Here is a 16,956-nt window from a genome sequence, read left to right as displayed (position 1 = left end):
GGGGAATAAAAATAATTATCTCTTCCTAACTTAATTATATCATGTAAATCACGTTCAAAATAGACTGTTTATTCTCATTTACTACTGCTACAATCAATAGCACATGAACAGTAAGGAGAGATGTTAAATGAGTTCTTTCGTTCTCGATTTTCAGGAAATAGAAAAAACACAGCTTTCGCTCGTTGGTGGAAAAGGATTGAATTTAGGGGGATTATCAAACATTCAAGGGATTCAAGTGCCAGAAGGTTTTTGTGTTACAACGATAGGGTATGAAAAGGCCATCGAACAAAATGAAGCGTTTCAAGCTTTGTTGAATCAATTAACAATATTGAAAATAGAGGACCGAGATCAAATTGGTGAAATCAGTAAGAAAATCAGAGAAACCATTATGGAAGTAGAAATCCCTTCTGATGTAGTGGAAGCGGTGGCTCATTATCTCTCTCGTTTTGGAAATGAACATGCTTATGCAGTGCGTTCTAGCGCTACTGCTGAAGATTTACCATATGCCTCATTTGCTGGTCAACAAGATACGTATTTAAATATCATCGGAAAAGAAGCAATCTTGCAGCATGTAAGAAAGTGCTGGGCTTCTTTATTTACAGATCGAGCAGTCATTTACCGCATGCAAAATGGTTTTGAACATAGCCAAGTTTCTATATGTGTTGTCGTTCAAAGAATGGTTTTCCCGCAGGCTTCGGGAATTTTATTTACTGCTGACCCGATTACTTGTAACCGAAAGGTGTTATCGATCGATGCCAGTTTTGGACTTGGCGAGGCATTAGTATCAGGACTGGTCTCTGCCGATAATTATAAAGTAAAAGAAGGCGAAATCGCCGAGAAGATGATCGCAACTAAAAAATTGGCTATCTATGCCTTAAAAGAGGGCGGAACAGAGACGAAACAAATCAATCTCACTCAGCAAAAGATTCAAACGCTTACGGAACAACAAATATTACAACTAGCACAGATTGGAAGACAGATCGAAGCTTATTTTGGCTGCCCACAAGATATTGAATGGTGTTTAGTTAATGACACATTTTATATTGTTCAAAGCAGGCCGATAACGACTTTATATCCAATTCCAGAAGCAAATGATCAGGAAAATCATGTGTATGTATCGGTTGGTCACCAACAAATGATGACCGATCCTTTGAAGCCGTTAGGAATGTCTTTATTCCAGTTAACATCCTTTGGACCGAGGTTTCAAGCTGGAGGAAGGTTGTTTGTTGATGTTGCACAAAGATTGGCTTCGCCTGCTAGTAGAGAACTTTTATTAAATACAATAGGGAACTCGGAGCCGCTTATTAAAGATGCATTAACGACTGTAATAGAGCGAGATGATTTTATCAAATTGTTACCGGATGATGTAAAAGAAAAGAGTCTTGGTAAAAGTATGCCACCTACAAGTTCACAACCACAAATCGAAAACGATCCGGCAATCGTTATGGATTTAATAAAGAATAGTCAAGCATCGATCGAAGAGTTAAAACAAAACATTCAAACGAAATCAGGGCTGGCTGTACTTGATTTTATTTTAGAAGATATCCAGCAATTAAAGAAAATATTATTTCACCCGCAAAGTATGGCTGTCCTTATGGCAGGTATGAATGCTTCATCATGGATCAATGAAAAGATGGAGCAATGGCTAGGTGAAAAAAACGTAGCAGACACACTTTCACAATCTGTACAAAACAATATTACGTCGGAAATGGGTCTAGCATTATTGGATGTTGCAGATGTGATTCGGCCATATCCAGAAGTCATTGCTTATTTACAGCATATAGAAGATGACAGTTTTTTAGATGAGCTAGTTAAGTTTGAAGGCGGGGATAAAGCACAAGATGCAATCTATGCTTTTCTGAATAAATACGGAATGAGATGTAGCGGAGAAATCGATATCACAAAAACGCGCTGGAGTGAAAAGCCAACTACAATTATCCCGATGATTTTAAATAACATAAGAGATTTTGAAACTGGTGCTGGTAAACGGAAATTTGAAGCAGGGCTGCAGGAAGCTTTGAAAAAAGAAGAAGAGTTATTAGAGCGATTGCAGCACTTGCCGGATGGTAAACAAAAAATAGAAGAGACGAAGCGAATGATTCGTAACATCCGGAATTTTATCGGTTATCGTGAATATCCAAAGTACGGCATGATTAATCGCTATTTCATATATAAGCAGGCAATATTAAAAGAAGCCGAGAAACTCTTGCAAAATAGCATTATTAATGAAATAGAAGATATATACTATCTAACTTTTGAAGAACTTCACGAAGTTGTTTGTACAAATAAACTAGATTACAAAGTCATCAATAATCGAAAAAATGAGTTCAAATTATATGAAAAACTAACGCCCCCACGTGTTATTACGTCTGATGGAGAAATCATTACAGGGAAGTACAAACGAGAAAATCTCCCGGTCGAAGCGATTGTAGGCCTGCCTGTTTCTTCTGGAGTTATAGAGGGGAGAGCTCGCGTTATTTTAAACATGGAAGATGCGAATTTAGAAGATGGAGATATATTAGTTACCGCATTTACTGACCCTGGATGGACACCATTGTTTGTATCTATAAAAGGGTTAGTCACCGAAGTTGGTGGACTCATGACACATGGAGCAGTTATTGCACGTGAATATGGATTACCAGCAGTCGTCGGGGTAGAGAATGCTACAAAACTAATAAAAGACGGGCAACGAATTCGGGTACATGGAACAGAAGGGTATATTGAGATACTGTAGTTAAAAAGATCATTCACTATATGTAGTGGATGATCTTTTATTTTTTTAAGCCAACTGCTATCACCTGAAACTGAAGATCAAAATAAAAATGAGCATATGGATTGGATTTCTTTGGATGTCCTTGTCGTAGAAGAAAACATACATGCCACGATTCTAATTCACATGCAAGAAGCAACCATAAATATCGATGAATCAGAATGTATACCAATCTAAAACAAAGAATATTTTCAAAAATATTACAAATTAAGACAGTATATTGCAAATTATTAGAATATTCTTTATTATATAAACGTTGTAACGTATTTAATATTGGGGAGGAATGGGGATGAAGAAAAAGCCTTTTAAAGTGCTGTCTACGCTTGCGGCGACAGCTGTGCTTAGTTGCACATTTGGATTTGGTAGTCAATCTGTTTATGCGGCAACGCCTTCTAATGTAGGAGCTTTAAGTCCAATTGATGAAAATTTAATTCCAGAGGAGCGTTTAGCAGATGCGCTCAAGAAACGCGGTGTAATTAGTGAATCTACGTCGAAAGAAGACACATTAAAAGCTGTTGAAAAATACGTAGAGAAGAAGAAAGGCGAAAATGCTGGAAAAGAACCAGCAGCGGGGGATAGTGTCTCGAGAGAAGCCTTTGACTTTTTGAAAAAAGTTAAAGATGCAAAAGCAGATGCGAAAGAAAAAGCTGATCAACCTGCTAGTGGCCCGGTAGTTGGACAAGAGTCGGTTAAAGGGGGATTAAACGGCAAAGTACCAACTAATTCAGCGAAGCAAAAACAATATAACGGTGATGTTCGTAAAGATAAAGTTCTTGTATTGCTAGTAGAGTTTGCTGACTTTAAGCATAACAATATTGATCAAGTACCAGGTTATATGTATTCAAATGATTTTAATCCAGAACATTATCAAAAAATGTTATTTGGTAATGAGCCGTTTACACTTTTTGATGGTTCAAAAGTCCCAACATTTAAACAATATTATGAAGAGCAATCTGGTGGTAGTTATACAGTCGATGGGACAGTAACAAAGTGGTTGACAGTTCCAGGTACAGCAGCGGATTATGGTGCAGATGCAGGAGATGGCGGTCATGATAATAAAGGACCAAAAGGACCTCGTGATTTTGTAAAAGAGGCATTAAATGCAGCTGTAGAAAGTGGTATTGATTTATCTGAATTTGACCAATACGATCAATATGACAATAATGGTGATGGCAATAAAAACGAATCAGATGGTCTTATTGATCACTTAATGGTCATTCACGCTGGAGTTGGGCAAGATGGAGGCGGTGGTAGACTAGGTGATGATGCAATTTGGTCACATCGCTGGAACCTTGGAACACCATATCCAATTGAAGGAACAAAAGCAAAAGTTGATAACTGGGGCGGCAAAATGGCAGCATACGATTACACAATTGAGCCAGAAGACGGAGCAGTTGGTGTATTCGCACATGAATTTGGTCATGATTTAGGTCTTCCAGATGAGTATGATACGAAGTACTCAGGATCAGGTGAGCCAATTAATTCTTGGTCTGTTATGAGCGGCGGCAGCTGGGCTGGTAAAATTGCAGGTTCAACGCCACCGAGTTTCTCTCCGCAAAACAAAGAGTTCTTTCAAAAGAACATGGGTGGAAACTGGGCAAATATTGTAGAGATTGACTATGATAAATTAAATCGCGGTATAGGTTTTGCGACGTACTTAGATCAAAGTGTAACGAAATCAGCTCGTCCTGGTCTGATTCGCGTTAACTTACCAGATAAAGATGTAAAAGGTATTCAACCTGCATTCGGTAAGAAATATTACTATAGTACAAAAGGTGATAATCTTCATACAACAATAGAAACGCCAGTGTTTGATTTAACAAATGCAACAATGGCGAAGTTTGATTACAAATCATTGTATGAAATTGAAACAGATTATGACTTCCTTGAAGTACATGCAGTGACAGAAGATAATAAGAAAACGTTAGTGGATCGAATTGGCGAAAAGAATGTGAAAAATGGTCTAGACACAACGGATGGTAAGTGGGTAGATAAGTCATATGACTTAAGCCAATTTAAAGGTCAAAAAGTAAAACTAGTATTCGAATACATTACAGATGGTGGTTTTGCACCGAACGGTTTTACTCTTGATAACGCTACATTAACTGTAGATGGAAATGTTGTGTTCTCTGATGATGCAGAAGGCGAAGCGAAATTAAAATTAAATGGTTTCGTTACAGCAAACGGTTTTGATAAGAAGAAACATAACTATTATTTAGAGTGGAGAAACTACGCTGGTGCTGATCAAGCGTTAAAATATAGCGGTGGTGTACCGTATAATACAGGTCTTGTTGTATGGTATGCAGACTCTAGCTTTACAGATAATTGGGTTGGTATGCATCCAGGCGAAGGTTTCTTAGGGGTTGTTGACTCTCACCCAGAGGCAATTGTTGGAACGCTAAACGGCAAACCAACTGTTAAAAATAGTACACGATACCAAATCGCAGATGCTGCGTTCTCCTTTAACCAAACGCCAGCATGGAAAGTTGTATCTCCAACACGCGGAACATATGATTACAAAGGGTTACCAGGTGTAACGAAGTTTGATGATTCTAAATTGTATATGAACGATTTAATCCCAGATGCAGGACGTAAAGTACCGAAGTTTGGATTGAAATTTGAAGTAGTTGGACAAGCAGATGATAATACTGCAGGTGCAGTTCGTTTATATCGTTAATAATGGAGAAGCTGTTGAAGAGGATTCCTTTCAACAGCTTTTTTCATAGGAACATAAATTTCAAGTTATTAATAATAATAGTAACTACTCAGCCATATATTTCATTTAGAAGTTTGTTGATGTTCAGATTGATTAAAGCATATTTCTATGCAGTTAAGCTTATTTTTTTAAGCCAGCTGCATAAAAAGGTCCATGAACTGCGATTGTTGATAAAATACGAGCAATTTCCTCAGGTGTTTCTTTTTGTCCATTATTTAACCATTGCTGAATGACACCTATATGAGCAGATGCCATATAAGAAGCTAAGTATTGACTTGGAACAAGTAAATTTTCCTTATTAATGAGAGCGCCATTCGTATCTTCAAATAGTGTTTTCCACATGAAGTCTTTCAATTTTGTTTGGAAAGATAAATCTCCTTTTGGGCTTAGTACAGCTTTCATAAAATCACTATTTTCGTTTAAAAATTCAAGGATAGAAGTGATAAGTACAAACGGCGTTGTCGGAGAAGGATTTGATCCAAGTTCAGCAATAACTTCCGGAAATTTCTGTTTGGCGATGCTAGAAAACTCATACATAATTTCTTCTTGGCATTTTGTCATTAAATCAAATTTATCTTGATAGTGTGCATAAAAAGTACCACGGTTTATGTTTGCTTTCGTAGTAATATCTTTCACTGTAATGGCGTCAAAACCTTTTTCCTCAATTAACGCCACCAATGCATTTCGTATGGCAGTTTTCGTACGAATAACACGTAAATCTAAATTACTATCACGCAAAGCATGTCCCTCCTTAATTTTTTCCAACACATTTAAAGAAAGTGTCTTTTAACCGACACATTCACGATTTTTGATTATTGTATAAGATTTAACTCAAACATATAATTCAAAATACAAATAAACAACACGTTGTTGGTTATTATAAATCAAATTATAGGAGGATAAAAGAATATGTTTAAAAATAAACTTTTATTGTTATCACCAGTTGTTGCACTACTTGTTGTTTTTATTTTTTCATTAACATTATTTCCAACGGTTCAACCTAAGCCGAAAAACTTGCCAATCGCAATTGTAAATGAGGATCAAGGAGTGGAAATTCCGAATCAAGCTAAAATGAATATGGGGCAAACAATCGTTGATACTATTAAAAAAACATCGAAATCAGATGAAGAACCTGCGGTAAAGTGGGTAGAAGTAAAAAATAAGGAATCTGTTCAAACAGGTTTAAATAATCAAGAGTATTACGCAGCACTAGTCATTCCGAAAGACTTTAGCGTAAAACAAGCATCGCTACGAACACCACAGCCATCTTCGCCAGAGATAGAAATATTAATAAATCAAGGAATGAATACGGCGGCTTCAACTATGGCAGGGCAAATGTTAAATGGCGTAGTTGATAATATGAACAATAACGTTCGTACGCAGTTACTAGAAGGATTTAAAGCAAAAGGGACTACTTTAACAACTGATCAAGTTTCGAAATTAGTAACACCGATTACAAAGAAAGTAACGAATGTGAATGAAATTGGAAAAAATAGTGCAAACGGTAACTCGCCAATTTCGTTATTCCAACCGTTATGGATCGCAAGTTTAGCGAGCGCAGCAATCATCTTTATTGCGATTAGCAAAATGCCGGTAGGTACAAGAAAAGAAAACTTTGTATTAAAACTAAAACAAATATTAGCTGGAGCTATCGCGGCGCTTGTAATTGGATTTGGTCTAACATGGATCGCGGATGGCATGGTAGGATTAAATATTTCAAACTTCAGGGATACGGCTCTATTCTTATCCATCACTTCTTTTAGCTTCTTCTTAATGATAGCGGCGGTACTTTCATTAGTTGGGCTAAAAGGTATCGGTTTATTCGCACTCTTACTATTCTTCGGGGCACCATTATTATCATTAGCGCCTGAAATGTTGTCTCCGTTTTATCAAGATTGGATTTACTCATGGTTACCAATGAAATTTATGATCGAAGGACTTAGAGAAATATTCTTCTTTGGAAAAGGGTTAAGCTGGAGTACACCTGTTACTGTGCTCGTTTGGATTGGTGTGGTAAGTATGGTTATCATTTTAGTAACGGCTTTCAAGCGTAGTGCAATAAAGGAACATAAAACTGAATTAAGCGCTTAAAAGGTAAAGAACGTTTCACTTGTAGTGAAGCGTTTTTTTGATGAATTCATTATGAATTGATAAGGAAATTAAGCAGCGATAGATAGGCTTTTTCAATATTTTAAAGGTGATTGAAGAATTAGTATTTGCGGTTCTTTTTTGTATACATGCTCCTACTATTTCAAAGTGCATAAAATGTTATGCGAAATTATGGAGGGGATACGATGTATAATTCGAATTATCATGATTGTTATAGGCAGAATGATAAGTTGATAAGTGATATTGAAAAAGCTATAAACGGAGAGTATAGCGCTATAAGCTGCTATGCTAAATTAGCTACCATGGCTCCAAACGAGGCAGAACGAAATCAAATTCTTGAAATTCGTAATGATGAAATAAGGCATTTTCAAAATTTTGTACAAATCTATACGAATTTAACTGGTCAGCAGCCTAAACCGCAGATCAATGAAGGATGTCCTAATACGTACTTACAAGGATTAGAATTTGCTATACAAGATGAACAAAAGACAGTAGATTTTTATTTGGGAATTTCAGATGAAACATCGGATGCACATATGAAAGATTTATTGCGCAGAATAGCTGCAGATGAACAAAATCATGCGGTATGGTTTTTATATTATTTTGTGAAGGCGAAGTGAATATGAAAAATGAATGGTTGATGTGGTGAATATATTAGAAATTAGTTTAAAACGTAGTGCAGTAATTGAGTGAAATACTTAAATACAAGTAGAAGGAAACCGTTTCATTAGTAGTGGGGCGGTTTTTTTGCGATGAAATACAAGTTACAAAGAGTATCGACAAAATATAGTAGTTGAATTTGGTATATAATGTATGGAACGAAAATGAAAATAAATAAGCTAGGAGCAAACAAATGAAAAGAGGCATTTTTGTAGATATTCCAAATGAATACAGCAATTTACTTTGGAAAGTGTTAAAACCAGTGGATATTACTGTATTTGATTGGCGAGTGGAAAATGAGGAATCTTATTTAATAGTGCGTGATGGCCTAGGGTCAGAATTATTTTCGGAAGATAAAAAAATAATGAATGGATTAGAATTTAAAAAATTAATAAAAGACAACATATATTATCTCATTTTTGCAGATTTAAAAGCATATCCAAAAGGGGAAGTATTAGAAGAGGTTGAAACATATGAAGAATTTAAAGAGAGTAAGTGCGAAGTAGTCGTGCTAGTGGCGGATGGTGATTACATACAAATTTATGCGAAAAATCAAAAGGCGATTGAGTTGATGTATGAAAATGCACTGAATCAAGGTTTTTATGTTGAATACGTTACAGATGAAAATGACGGTAGAACGCGTTTGTCAGTATGGTAGTAATATGAAAGGAGAACGCAATATGGAGAGAAATACAGTTAAAGAATATACAATTCGAATTGCTACAGAAGAAGAAAGTAATAGCATTATCACTCTATTAAAAGAAGTAGCACAGTGGCTACAACATAAAGAAGTGAATCAATGGCAGTATCTTTTAGGAGGAGAAGCTACAGCTGAAATATTAGAAGGCATAAGCGAGAAATATACGTATGTTGTTCCGAAGGAAGATGAAATTGTCGGTACGGTTACAGTATCTCCTAAACAAAATGAATGGGATGAACGTATTTTTGGTAAAGAGGAAGTTTCTGATTCTTTATATATTCATAGATTTGCGGTGAAGCGGGAGTATAAGGGGAATGGAATAGGAGAATGGATTTTACAATGGGTAGAAGAGAATGTACAAAGTGATAAAGAGTATTTGAAGTTAGATTGTGTTGGGCATAACCAACTGTTGAATGATTTTTATAAGCGATGTGATTTTGAGTATATCGGTAGTACGGATGGGCTTAGTAAATTTCAAAAGAAAAGGAGAAAGTGAATGAATCCAATTAACGTAAGTTTAGTTGAGAAGTTAATACAGGAACAGTTGCCTGAATGGGCACATTTAGAAGTGAAGCCTGTAAAGCTTAGCGGGCATGATAATAGAACGTTTCATTTAGGAGATCAGATGAGTGTCAGATTACCAAGCGCTGCAGCATATGCACCGCAAGTAGAGAAAGAAAACAAGTGGCTTCCTATATTAAGTAAGGAACTTTCTTTACCAATTTCTGCACCAATTGCAAAAGGAAATCCGTCTGAAGAGTATCCGTGGTCCTGGTCTATTAATAAGTGGATAGAGGGAGAAACAGTTACGAAAGAAAATGTTCGTGACTTAAAAGGATTTGCAACGGACTTAGGTTCATTTCTAGTAGAATTGCAATCAATTGATACGAGTAACGGACCAATAGCTGGAGCGCATAATTTTTACCGGGGCGGACTTATATCTGTATACGATAAAGAGGCAAGAGTAGCCATTGAAAATAATAAGGATGTTTTTGATGAGACATTATTAAAACATCTTTGGGATTTAGCACTTAGGTCAACATGGGACCGCAAACCAGTTTGGGTCCATGGAGATGTTGCACCGGGTAACTTACTTGTTAAAGATGGAAAGCTTTGTGCCGTAATTGATTTTGGTATTTTAGGAGTAGGAGACCCTGCTTGTGATGCAGCGATGGCATGGACATTTTTTGATAAGAATAGTAGAAAGGTATTTAAAAAAGTACTACGTATGGATGAAGAAACATGGAATAGAGCGAGAGGATGGGCGCTTTGGAAGGCGTTAATTACATACGATGCGAATAGGGATAGTAATGAGAAAGTAGCTGAAGAATCGTATCGTGTGATTCAAGTGATTGTGGATGATTATGAGAGGTAATAGAAAAAGCTTATTTTGAATCATATGATCAAAATAGGCTTTTTTATTAATCGATACTTAAAGCTTTTTACCCATTTGGTTATAACTGTACTCAAAGCGAGATTTTGATGTGGGTACATCCTTTTTACCGTCTAATGGATTATTATAGTATATAAAGTGATCATCTACACCAGTTATGATAATCGTATGTGTATTTCTGTATCCATTTACGGTTTTTCCTTGAGGTGTTTGCCAAGGTTGGTCTAGTTCCGGAGCAGTCATTTTGGTCCCTACCCAATCATCTATTTTGTTTTTCTCCGCATCAATCCCTTGTATATTATCAACAGATATTCCGTTAAAAGTATCTGAACTTATTATTTTATATGTACAGAGAACGATATTAACGTTGCTTATTATTACGCCGATTGCTTATTTGTTGCTTTAAAAAAGGAAAAGTATCATCAAAATCATGTTAACTTTATAAAGGTATAGGTAATGAAAGGGGAAAGCTGGAAAAATATAAATAAAGTAGAATTGAAAATTATTATTTTAAAAAGATAAAGCTATAAAAAGAACCCTTCTGTAAAAAGAAGGATTCTTTTGTTTGTTATTTTTTATTAAAAGCAGGGTGTTCCCACATGGCTATCAAGCTAAGAAAAGCAAATACCCCAAAACGAGAAAATTTATATCTCCAGGTGAAAATGTACAATTTTTTGTTTTGGGGGCAATCTGCAAGCCCATCAACCTAAGATTTTAAAGTATCCTCTAAACGAAAATTTTGTGTTTTTTTGAACTTTTATTTATTTTTCGTATATGACGTAATACTTCTTAAGAAGATTCCTAACCCTGCAAAAAAGAATCCTAAGCATAATAAGCTGGCTGGCGTTCCCCAAGTGATTTGATCTAGCATTTTTATCCCCTCCCGTTTATTAGTATATAGTATTTATTGGGGTTTATCCAGATTTTCCCTTGAATAGGTACCTCCATATGCCTATCAACCTAACAGAGCAGATTGCCCCATTTTCCGACTACTATGTCTAAAATAGCAGAGGCGGCAGAAGTAAGCTTTGGTAGTGTAGCATATTACTATGAAAGTAAAGAGAAATTGTTTGAAGCAGCAGTATTAGCACCTTTTGAAGATTTTAGAAAACTATTCTTATTAGTTCATGAATTCGATGGTTCACCATTAGAGAGAATTTCAAAGATGGTATATGAACAAATGAAATTTTTTATTCAATAAAGTAGTTCTTTAAGATTAGTACAATATGTAATTGCTCATCACGATCAATTTCCACAAATAATGAGTAAAATACTCGTTTTTTGGGAGGAATCAAAGGAGAGTATTTCTTCAGTAATAATCGATGGTCAGAAAAAAGGAGAACTAATGTTATTAGAACCAAATGTTGTATTTTCTTCTTATTTCTCTTATTTAATCGGTACGATATTAACTATTATTGATGAGCTTTCACACCCTATATGGGAAGAGTATATTCGACAAGGAATTCGTATGTTTGGTCCTAAGGAAGAGATGTTGAGGGAAATTGAATTAGGTTAAGTGAGGTTAAAAGGGATAAAGTAATAGAGCATGGAAAAATATGATCTGTTTAATAAAAGTTAATATTTATTCAAACAGAAAAGAAGTCATTTTGATTCAAATGACTTCTTTTTTATTTATCGTAAAATCGCAATTCGTGCGAGATAATAATCAGTGGAGAGAAATAAAAAACACGAATTAAAGTTTTACTTTATTTCAAAATGAAAGTCACATTTAGTGTGAATTTAGTTTTTGAATATTCCTTGACAGGAATATTCTCATTTGGATATAATCAATTCAACAAGACGATAATATTAGTGATGATATTAATGTGTTATAACCGGAGACCATCACTTAACGAGGTGAGTGATATGTCGGAGAAAATTTCGGGTGTGAACGTGGCGACGCTGAATGCCTTATCTGAACCGAATCGTATGAATATCGTTGAACTGTTGCGTGACGGTCCTCTAACTGTTGGGGAAATTGCCGATCATCTGGGATTAAGGCAGCCACAAACTTCGAAACACTTAAAGGTGCTAAGTGATACTGGAATTGTGGAAGTGCAAGCTGAAGCTAATCGCCGGATTTATAAGTTACGACCTGAACCTTTCCAAGCGCTTGATTGTTGGGTACAGTCATTTAAGCGTGTGATGGAAGAGAGATTCGATAATTTAGATGAGTATTTGAAGGAATTGCAAAACAAGGAAAAGTCATAAAATCAGTTCATATTTAAGGAGGAATTAACATGTCAAACAATACAATGGTATCAAGAGTGGAGAACGATCGGGTATTAGTACTGGAGCACGTTTTCGATGCGCCGCGCGATTTAGTATTCAGTATGTTTAAAGAACCAGAGCATTTGAAACATTGGTGGGGGCCAAGAGGCTGGGAAATTCCGGCATGTACTGTCGACTTCCGTCCGGGAGGCGTTTGGCACTACTGTATGAAGTGTGTCAATCAGAACTTGGAGCAATTTTTTGGTATGGAATCATGGGGAAAAGCAGTCTATAAAGAGATTATTGAACCAGAGAAAATTGTCTATACTGATTACTTTTCAGATGCTGAAGGCAATGTAAATGATTCTATGCCGTCAACGGAGATGACATTGGAATTCATCGATTTAGGTGGAAAGACAAAGCTAATAAACCGTGCTGAATATGCTAACAAAGAGGCACTTAAGAGTGTTATGGACATGGGCATGCTACAAGGTATCACCGAAACTTGGGATCGTTTGAATGAGCGATTGGAGTCGCTGAAATAGTTTTTTATACCGTAATTTTATTTTCGGTGATAATAAAGTTTAAAACATTGGGTTTAATAAAAATTTTTGTAAGGGAGAGTTGAAATAGATGATTAATAATGTTGGTCAAATTATGTTGTATGTAAATAACCAAGATAAAGTGAAGGAATTCTGGACAGAAAAAGTAGGATTTATTGTAATTTCAGAGGAAGATAACGGTCAAGGAATGCGATGGATTGAAATTGCTCCAACTAAAGAAGCTGAAACAAGTATTATTCTCCATAATAAGGAGCTAATTGCTAAAATGCAGCCTGAGTTAAATCTTGGTACACCTTCCTTAATGTTCTTCTCAAAAGAATTCGATAGTTTATATAGCGATTTAGTAAACAAAAAAGTTACAGTCGGAGAAATTGTAAATATGCCTTCAGGTAGAATATTTAATTTTGCAGATAGCGAAAATAATTATTTTGCAGTAATGGAAAAAAAGTAAATTTCAATTCAATTTATGAGTGCGATGCTTGAATAAAAGGCATCGCATTTTTATTTATCATAAAATACAGTTTACGAGGTATTTGGGATAAACCTTTATTTTAAAGGTATATTATATTTTTATATAAATATAAAACGATTTAAGGTAGTATGATATAGTTACAAGAGAGGAGGGGTAATAAATGGAAATTATTCACGAAAGAGCCAAGTTACGGTTAATGGATAGCAATGATGTCGAAAAAATGTTTTCAATCGTGGAAGGAAATCGAGATATTTGGGCGTATTTAATCTCTAAAATGGATACTGTTCAAGATATGCAGCAATATGTTCAAAAGGCGATAAAAGCTTATGGGGCAGGTAAAGATTTGCCATTTGTTGTTGTGGATCAAAAGACGAATGAAATAGTAGGAAGTACACGCTTATATAACATTTCAGTGGAAGATAAGACTGTTGAGTTAGGAAAAACGTGGTATGACCCGAGTGTACAACGTACGAGTATGAATACAGAATGTAAGTATATGTTATTACAATATGCTTTTGAAAAGTTGCATATGCGGAGAGTACAAATTAAGACGGATGCCCGAAATGAAAAAGCACAAAGAGCAATTGAAAGACTCGGCGCAGTAAAAGAGGGTGTACTTAGAAACGAAAGAAAATTGCCGAGTGGACATGTTAGAGATGCAGTTGTATACAGTGTTATTGCAAGTGAATGGCCAGCTGTAAAAGAACGGTTATTAGAAAAATTAGAGTCGTATAAAGAAAAACGATAATTCATATTAAGAAAGGTGTATTGATCGTCAAGATGAAAAATATACCTTTTTTCTTACAAAACAGTTACTTCTTTTGTTTCATCATTCCATTATGATAAAAAATTCGTTACAATGTAGTTGTATGGTAATAAACTTATAAATTATACAAATGTAATGAAACCGCAAACGAAAAATGAATTGATAATCCTCAATTTTAAATGAAAACCCTTTAATGAATATATATGACAAGAAAAATTCCTTCTTTTAAACAAATTCAAACAAAATGATTTGATATATACGTTTTTATATAGAAGTATGGATGATGTACGGAGGCAGTTATAAATGAAAGAAAATAAGAAAAGTAAGAAAAGAAGAATCTTGCAAGTATTCTTGCTTATGATTTGTTCTATTATTTTATATGTAAGTTATGCAGCTTACGATATTTGGAGTTATCGCTTTAAAACAGATGATGATGTGAAGACAGATGCTGGTATCGTGCTGGGAGCAGCTTCATGGAACGGAAAACCATCTCCTGTATTTAAAGAAAGAATTAATCATGCAATTTCTTTATATAAGAACGGTAATATTAAAAAGATTATTTTCACAGGTGGTACAAAGTTTGAGGCAGAGCTTGAGGAAGCGCGTACTGCTAGAGTGTATGCACTGAAACATGGTGTAAAAGATGAGGATATTTTAATTGAAACAAAATCTCTTTTCACAGAGGAGAATTTAAAGAATGCAAAGCAAGTTGGGATAGAGAATGGAATACGCACATATACGATCGTGAGTGATCCACTTCATATGAAACGTGCGATGAAAATTGCAAAACATCTTAAAATTGAAGCGTATGCATCACCAACTCCAACGTCAGCGTATAAAACGTTAGATACAGAAATCCCTTTCTTTTTTAAAGAATTATGCTCGTATATTGGATATGTAACCTCTTTGCCATTAAAGGCATTGAAAGGGGATTAATATAAGAAAAGAACCTATCCTTTCATATAGGAACTTTTCTTATTGTTCAAAAGCATTGTATTTTTATCGGAATAGTGAAACAATAGAGAGGTAACTTCATATAATCATAATGACAAAATGAACGGTTTATGAATCGAACATAAAGGAGATTATGTATGGCACTCTCATTTGTTGAAACAGAAGAACAATCTTTAGTTATTGAGAAAATAAATAAATTGATTCCGAAGTTCATGGAAAGGGAGCATCAACTAAGTGAATTAGGATCATTTCCGTATGAAAATATTAATAATTTGAAAGATATCGGATATACGAAATTAACGTTACCAAAAGAATTGGGAGGCAATGCGATTTCTTTATATGACTTCGTTTTATTTCAAGAGAAAATAGCAGAAGGCTGCGGTGCTACCGCATTATCAATTGGATGGCACCTGGGCATTGTAAAGGAATTAGCTGAAAATCGCTCTTGGAATGAGGAAATGTTCACTTGGTTTTGTGAAGAAGTGCGTAATGGTGCGCTTTTTAATCGAGCAGCGACAGAGCCGAATACAGGTAGTCCTACGCGCGGCGGGAAACCAGAGACGTTAGCTGTCAAAAAAGGTGAGAAGTGGATTATAAATGGAAGAAAAACGTTTACGACAATGGCGCCAGTACTTGATTATTTTATCATTTCAGCAAGTGTTGAAGGCCAGGAAGAAATCGGAGAGTTTGTCATTCCAAAGAATACGATAGGCGTATCAATTGAAGAAACGTGGGATAGTATCGCAATGCGAGGAACTGCGAGCCATGATCTCGTTTTACAAAATGTAGAGATACCAGATCGCTTTTTCACTGATATAAAGGGTTCAAAGGTTAAAGCTAAGGGGATTGGCTGGTTACTTCATATACCAGCATGTTATTTAGGAATCGCACAATCGGCAAGAAATTATGCGGTTCAGTTTGCGGAATCATACAAGCCAAATAGTTTAAATCATTCTATTAGTTTATTACCGAATGTTAGAAGATTAGTTGGAGAATTAGAACTTGAGCTTATGCAAGCTCGCGTCTTTTTATATCAAATTGCGAAAAAATACGATGAGGCAGAAGATAAATTATCATTGCAAGCCGAACTAGCAGCTGCGAAATATGTTGTAACGAACGCGGCAATATCTATTGTAGATAAAGCAATGCGCATCGTAGGGGCGAAAAGTTTATCAGAAAAAAATCCGCTTCATCGCTATTATTTAAACGTCAGAGCAGGACTACACAATCCGCCGATGGATGAGATGATGCAACGCTATCTATGCTGGCGGATGCGGCGTTTCGGTCGTAATGAAGAAATATAAAGTTTGTTCCGTTCTGGAACAGACTTTTCGTTGTCGGTGAATCAGTATTCTATGTTGAATCGTTGATATATTTAGAGTTGTGATAGATATATTTGAAAAATCGTTGATATAATTCCATGTATTATGTCATTGTTCAAAGAATAGGGAATTCTCGTTTTACAAATTAAAAAGGCTATCCTTTTGATAAGAGGATAGCCTTTTTAATTTGTTCTATTGTGGTTGTACTTCAAGATTCATACTACCTTCAGAACCGTCTTGATTATGTGCAAATAACGAATAATCACCTGGTAAAGGATTGGCGATGAGTGAACGTAAAGTAAAGGATTTACTTTCATTTG

At 35.5% G+C, this 16,956-nt stretch carries 16 protein-coding genes and 2 pseudogenes; 16 read left to right on the top strand and 2 right to left on the bottom strand.

Annotated elements, in window-relative coordinates; all coding sequences use genetic code 11:
- Positions 1-127: 127 nt before the first annotated feature.
- Complete coding sequence (ppsA, locus tag MHI07_RS14460; RefSeq protein WP_340824622.1) at positions 128-2,734, top strand: phosphoenolpyruvate synthase; 2,607 nt, start codon at positions 128-130, stop codon at positions 2,732-2,734.
- 325 nt (positions 2,735-3,059) lie between these two features.
- Complete coding sequence (locus MHI07_RS14455; RefSeq protein WP_340824620.1) at positions 3,060-5,447, top strand: immune inhibitor A domain-containing protein; 2,388 nt, start codon at positions 3,060-3,062, stop codon at positions 5,445-5,447.
- A gap of 159 nt (positions 5,448-5,606) precedes the next feature.
- On the opposite strand, the gene MHI07_RS14450 is transcribed toward MHI07_RS14455, so the two are convergent.
- The gene (locus MHI07_RS14450; RefSeq protein WP_340824617.1) at positions 5,607-6,224 is read right to left on the bottom strand and encodes a TetR/AcrR family transcriptional regulator; all 618 of its coding nucleotides are present in this window, start codon (positions 6,222-6,224) and stop codon (positions 5,607-5,609) included.
- A 171-nt stretch (positions 6,225-6,395) separates the two neighbouring features.
- Here MHI07_RS14450 and MHI07_RS14445 point away from each other — a divergent pair, with 171 nt between their 5' ends.
- From MHI07_RS14445 to MHI07_RS14425, 5 genes are all read left to right on the top strand, one after another.
- A complete protein-coding gene (locus MHI07_RS14445; protein ID WP_088078869.1) occupies positions 6,396-7,577 on the top strand; it encodes a YhgE/Pip domain-containing protein in 1,182 nt (393 codons plus the stop codon).
- 203 nt (positions 7,578-7,780) lie between these two features.
- Positions 7,781-8,215: a ferritin-like domain-containing protein gene (locus MHI07_RS14440; RefSeq protein WP_340824615.1), complete on the top strand. Its 435-nt coding sequence runs from the start codon at positions 7,781-7,783 to the stop codon at positions 8,213-8,215.
- A gap of 233 nt (positions 8,216-8,448) precedes the next feature.
- A complete protein-coding gene (locus MHI07_RS14435; RefSeq protein ID WP_340824613.1) occupies positions 8,449-8,913 on the top strand; it encodes a DUF2691 family protein in 465 nt (154 codons plus the stop codon).
- Positions 8,914-8,935: 22 nt separating this feature from the next.
- Entirely contained in the window at positions 8,936-9,451 is a 516-nt protein-coding gene (locus MHI07_RS14430) for a GNAT family N-acetyltransferase (protein WP_340824611.1), read from the top strand.
- Positions 9,452-10,330: an aminoglycoside phosphotransferase family protein gene (locus MHI07_RS14425; protein WP_340824609.1), complete on the top strand. Its 879-nt coding sequence runs from the start codon at positions 9,452-9,454 to the stop codon at positions 10,328-10,330.
- A gap of 57 nt (positions 10,331-10,387) precedes the next feature.
- On the opposite strand, the gene MHI07_RS14420 is transcribed toward MHI07_RS14425, so the two are convergent.
- Complete coding sequence (locus tag MHI07_RS14420; RefSeq protein WP_340824607.1) at positions 10,388-10,591, bottom strand: hypothetical protein; 204 nt, start codon at positions 10,589-10,591, stop codon at positions 10,388-10,390.
- Between MHI07_RS14420 and MHI07_RS14415 the strand changes: the two are divergent.
- The 9 genes and pseudogenes from MHI07_RS14415 to MHI07_RS14375 all read left to right on the top strand — a co-directional run.
- Positions 10,587-10,754 (top strand): annotated as a pseudogene (locus MHI07_RS14415) (YjiH family protein); the annotation flags it as partial. The gene MHI07_RS14420 and the pseudogene MHI07_RS14415 sit on opposite strands and share 5 nt — an antisense overlap.
- Positions 10,755-11,342: 588 nt before the next feature.
- Positions 11,343-11,549: a TetR/AcrR family transcriptional regulator gene (locus MHI07_RS14410; RefSeq protein WP_002161251.1), complete on the top strand. Its 207-nt coding sequence runs from the start codon at positions 11,343-11,345 to the stop codon at positions 11,547-11,549.
- A 144-nt stretch (positions 11,550-11,693) separates the two neighbouring features.
- A complete protein-coding gene (locus MHI07_RS14405; protein WP_002161252.1) occupies positions 11,694-11,864 on the top strand; it encodes a hypothetical protein in 171 nt (56 codons plus the stop codon).
- Positions 11,865-12,214: 350 nt separating this feature from the next.
- Positions 12,215-12,559: an ArsR/SmtB family transcription factor gene (locus MHI07_RS14400; RefSeq protein ID WP_340824604.1), complete on the top strand. Its 345-nt coding sequence runs from the start codon at positions 12,215-12,217 to the stop codon at positions 12,557-12,559.
- 29 nt (positions 12,560-12,588) lie between these two features.
- The gene (locus MHI07_RS14395) at positions 12,589-13,104 is read left to right on the top strand and encodes an SRPBCC domain-containing protein (RefSeq protein ID WP_340824602.1); all 516 of its coding nucleotides are present in this window, start codon (positions 12,589-12,591) and stop codon (positions 13,102-13,104) included.
- An 88-nt stretch (positions 13,105-13,192) separates the two neighbouring features.
- The gene (locus tag MHI07_RS14390; protein ID WP_002161255.1) at positions 13,193-13,573 is read left to right on the top strand and encodes a VOC family protein; all 381 of its coding nucleotides are present in this window, start codon (positions 13,193-13,195) and stop codon (positions 13,571-13,573) included.
- A 181-nt stretch (positions 13,574-13,754) separates the two neighbouring features.
- Positions 13,755-14,342: a GNAT family N-acetyltransferase gene (locus MHI07_RS14385; protein ID WP_061675630.1), complete on the top strand. Its 588-nt coding sequence runs from the start codon at positions 13,755-13,757 to the stop codon at positions 14,340-14,342.
- Positions 14,343-14,663: 321 nt separating this feature from the next.
- A complete protein-coding gene (locus MHI07_RS14380) occupies positions 14,664-15,296 on the top strand; it encodes a YdcF family protein (RefSeq protein WP_088078866.1) in 633 nt (210 codons plus the stop codon).
- Positions 15,297-15,451: 155 nt separating this feature from the next.
- Positions 15,452-16,605 (top strand): annotated as a pseudogene (locus MHI07_RS14375) (acyl-CoA dehydrogenase family protein).
- Positions 16,606-16,956: the final 351 nt, after the last annotated feature.

It is taken from the genome of Bacillus sp. FSL H8-0545 (genome assembly GCF_038006105.1).
GTDB classification, from domain to species: Bacteria; Bacillota; Bacilli; order Bacillales; family Bacillaceae_G; genus Bacillus_A; species Bacillus_A cereus_U.
Note: the sequence above shows the minus strand (reverse complement) of the source record. Positions and strands in the feature narration are given on the sequence as shown.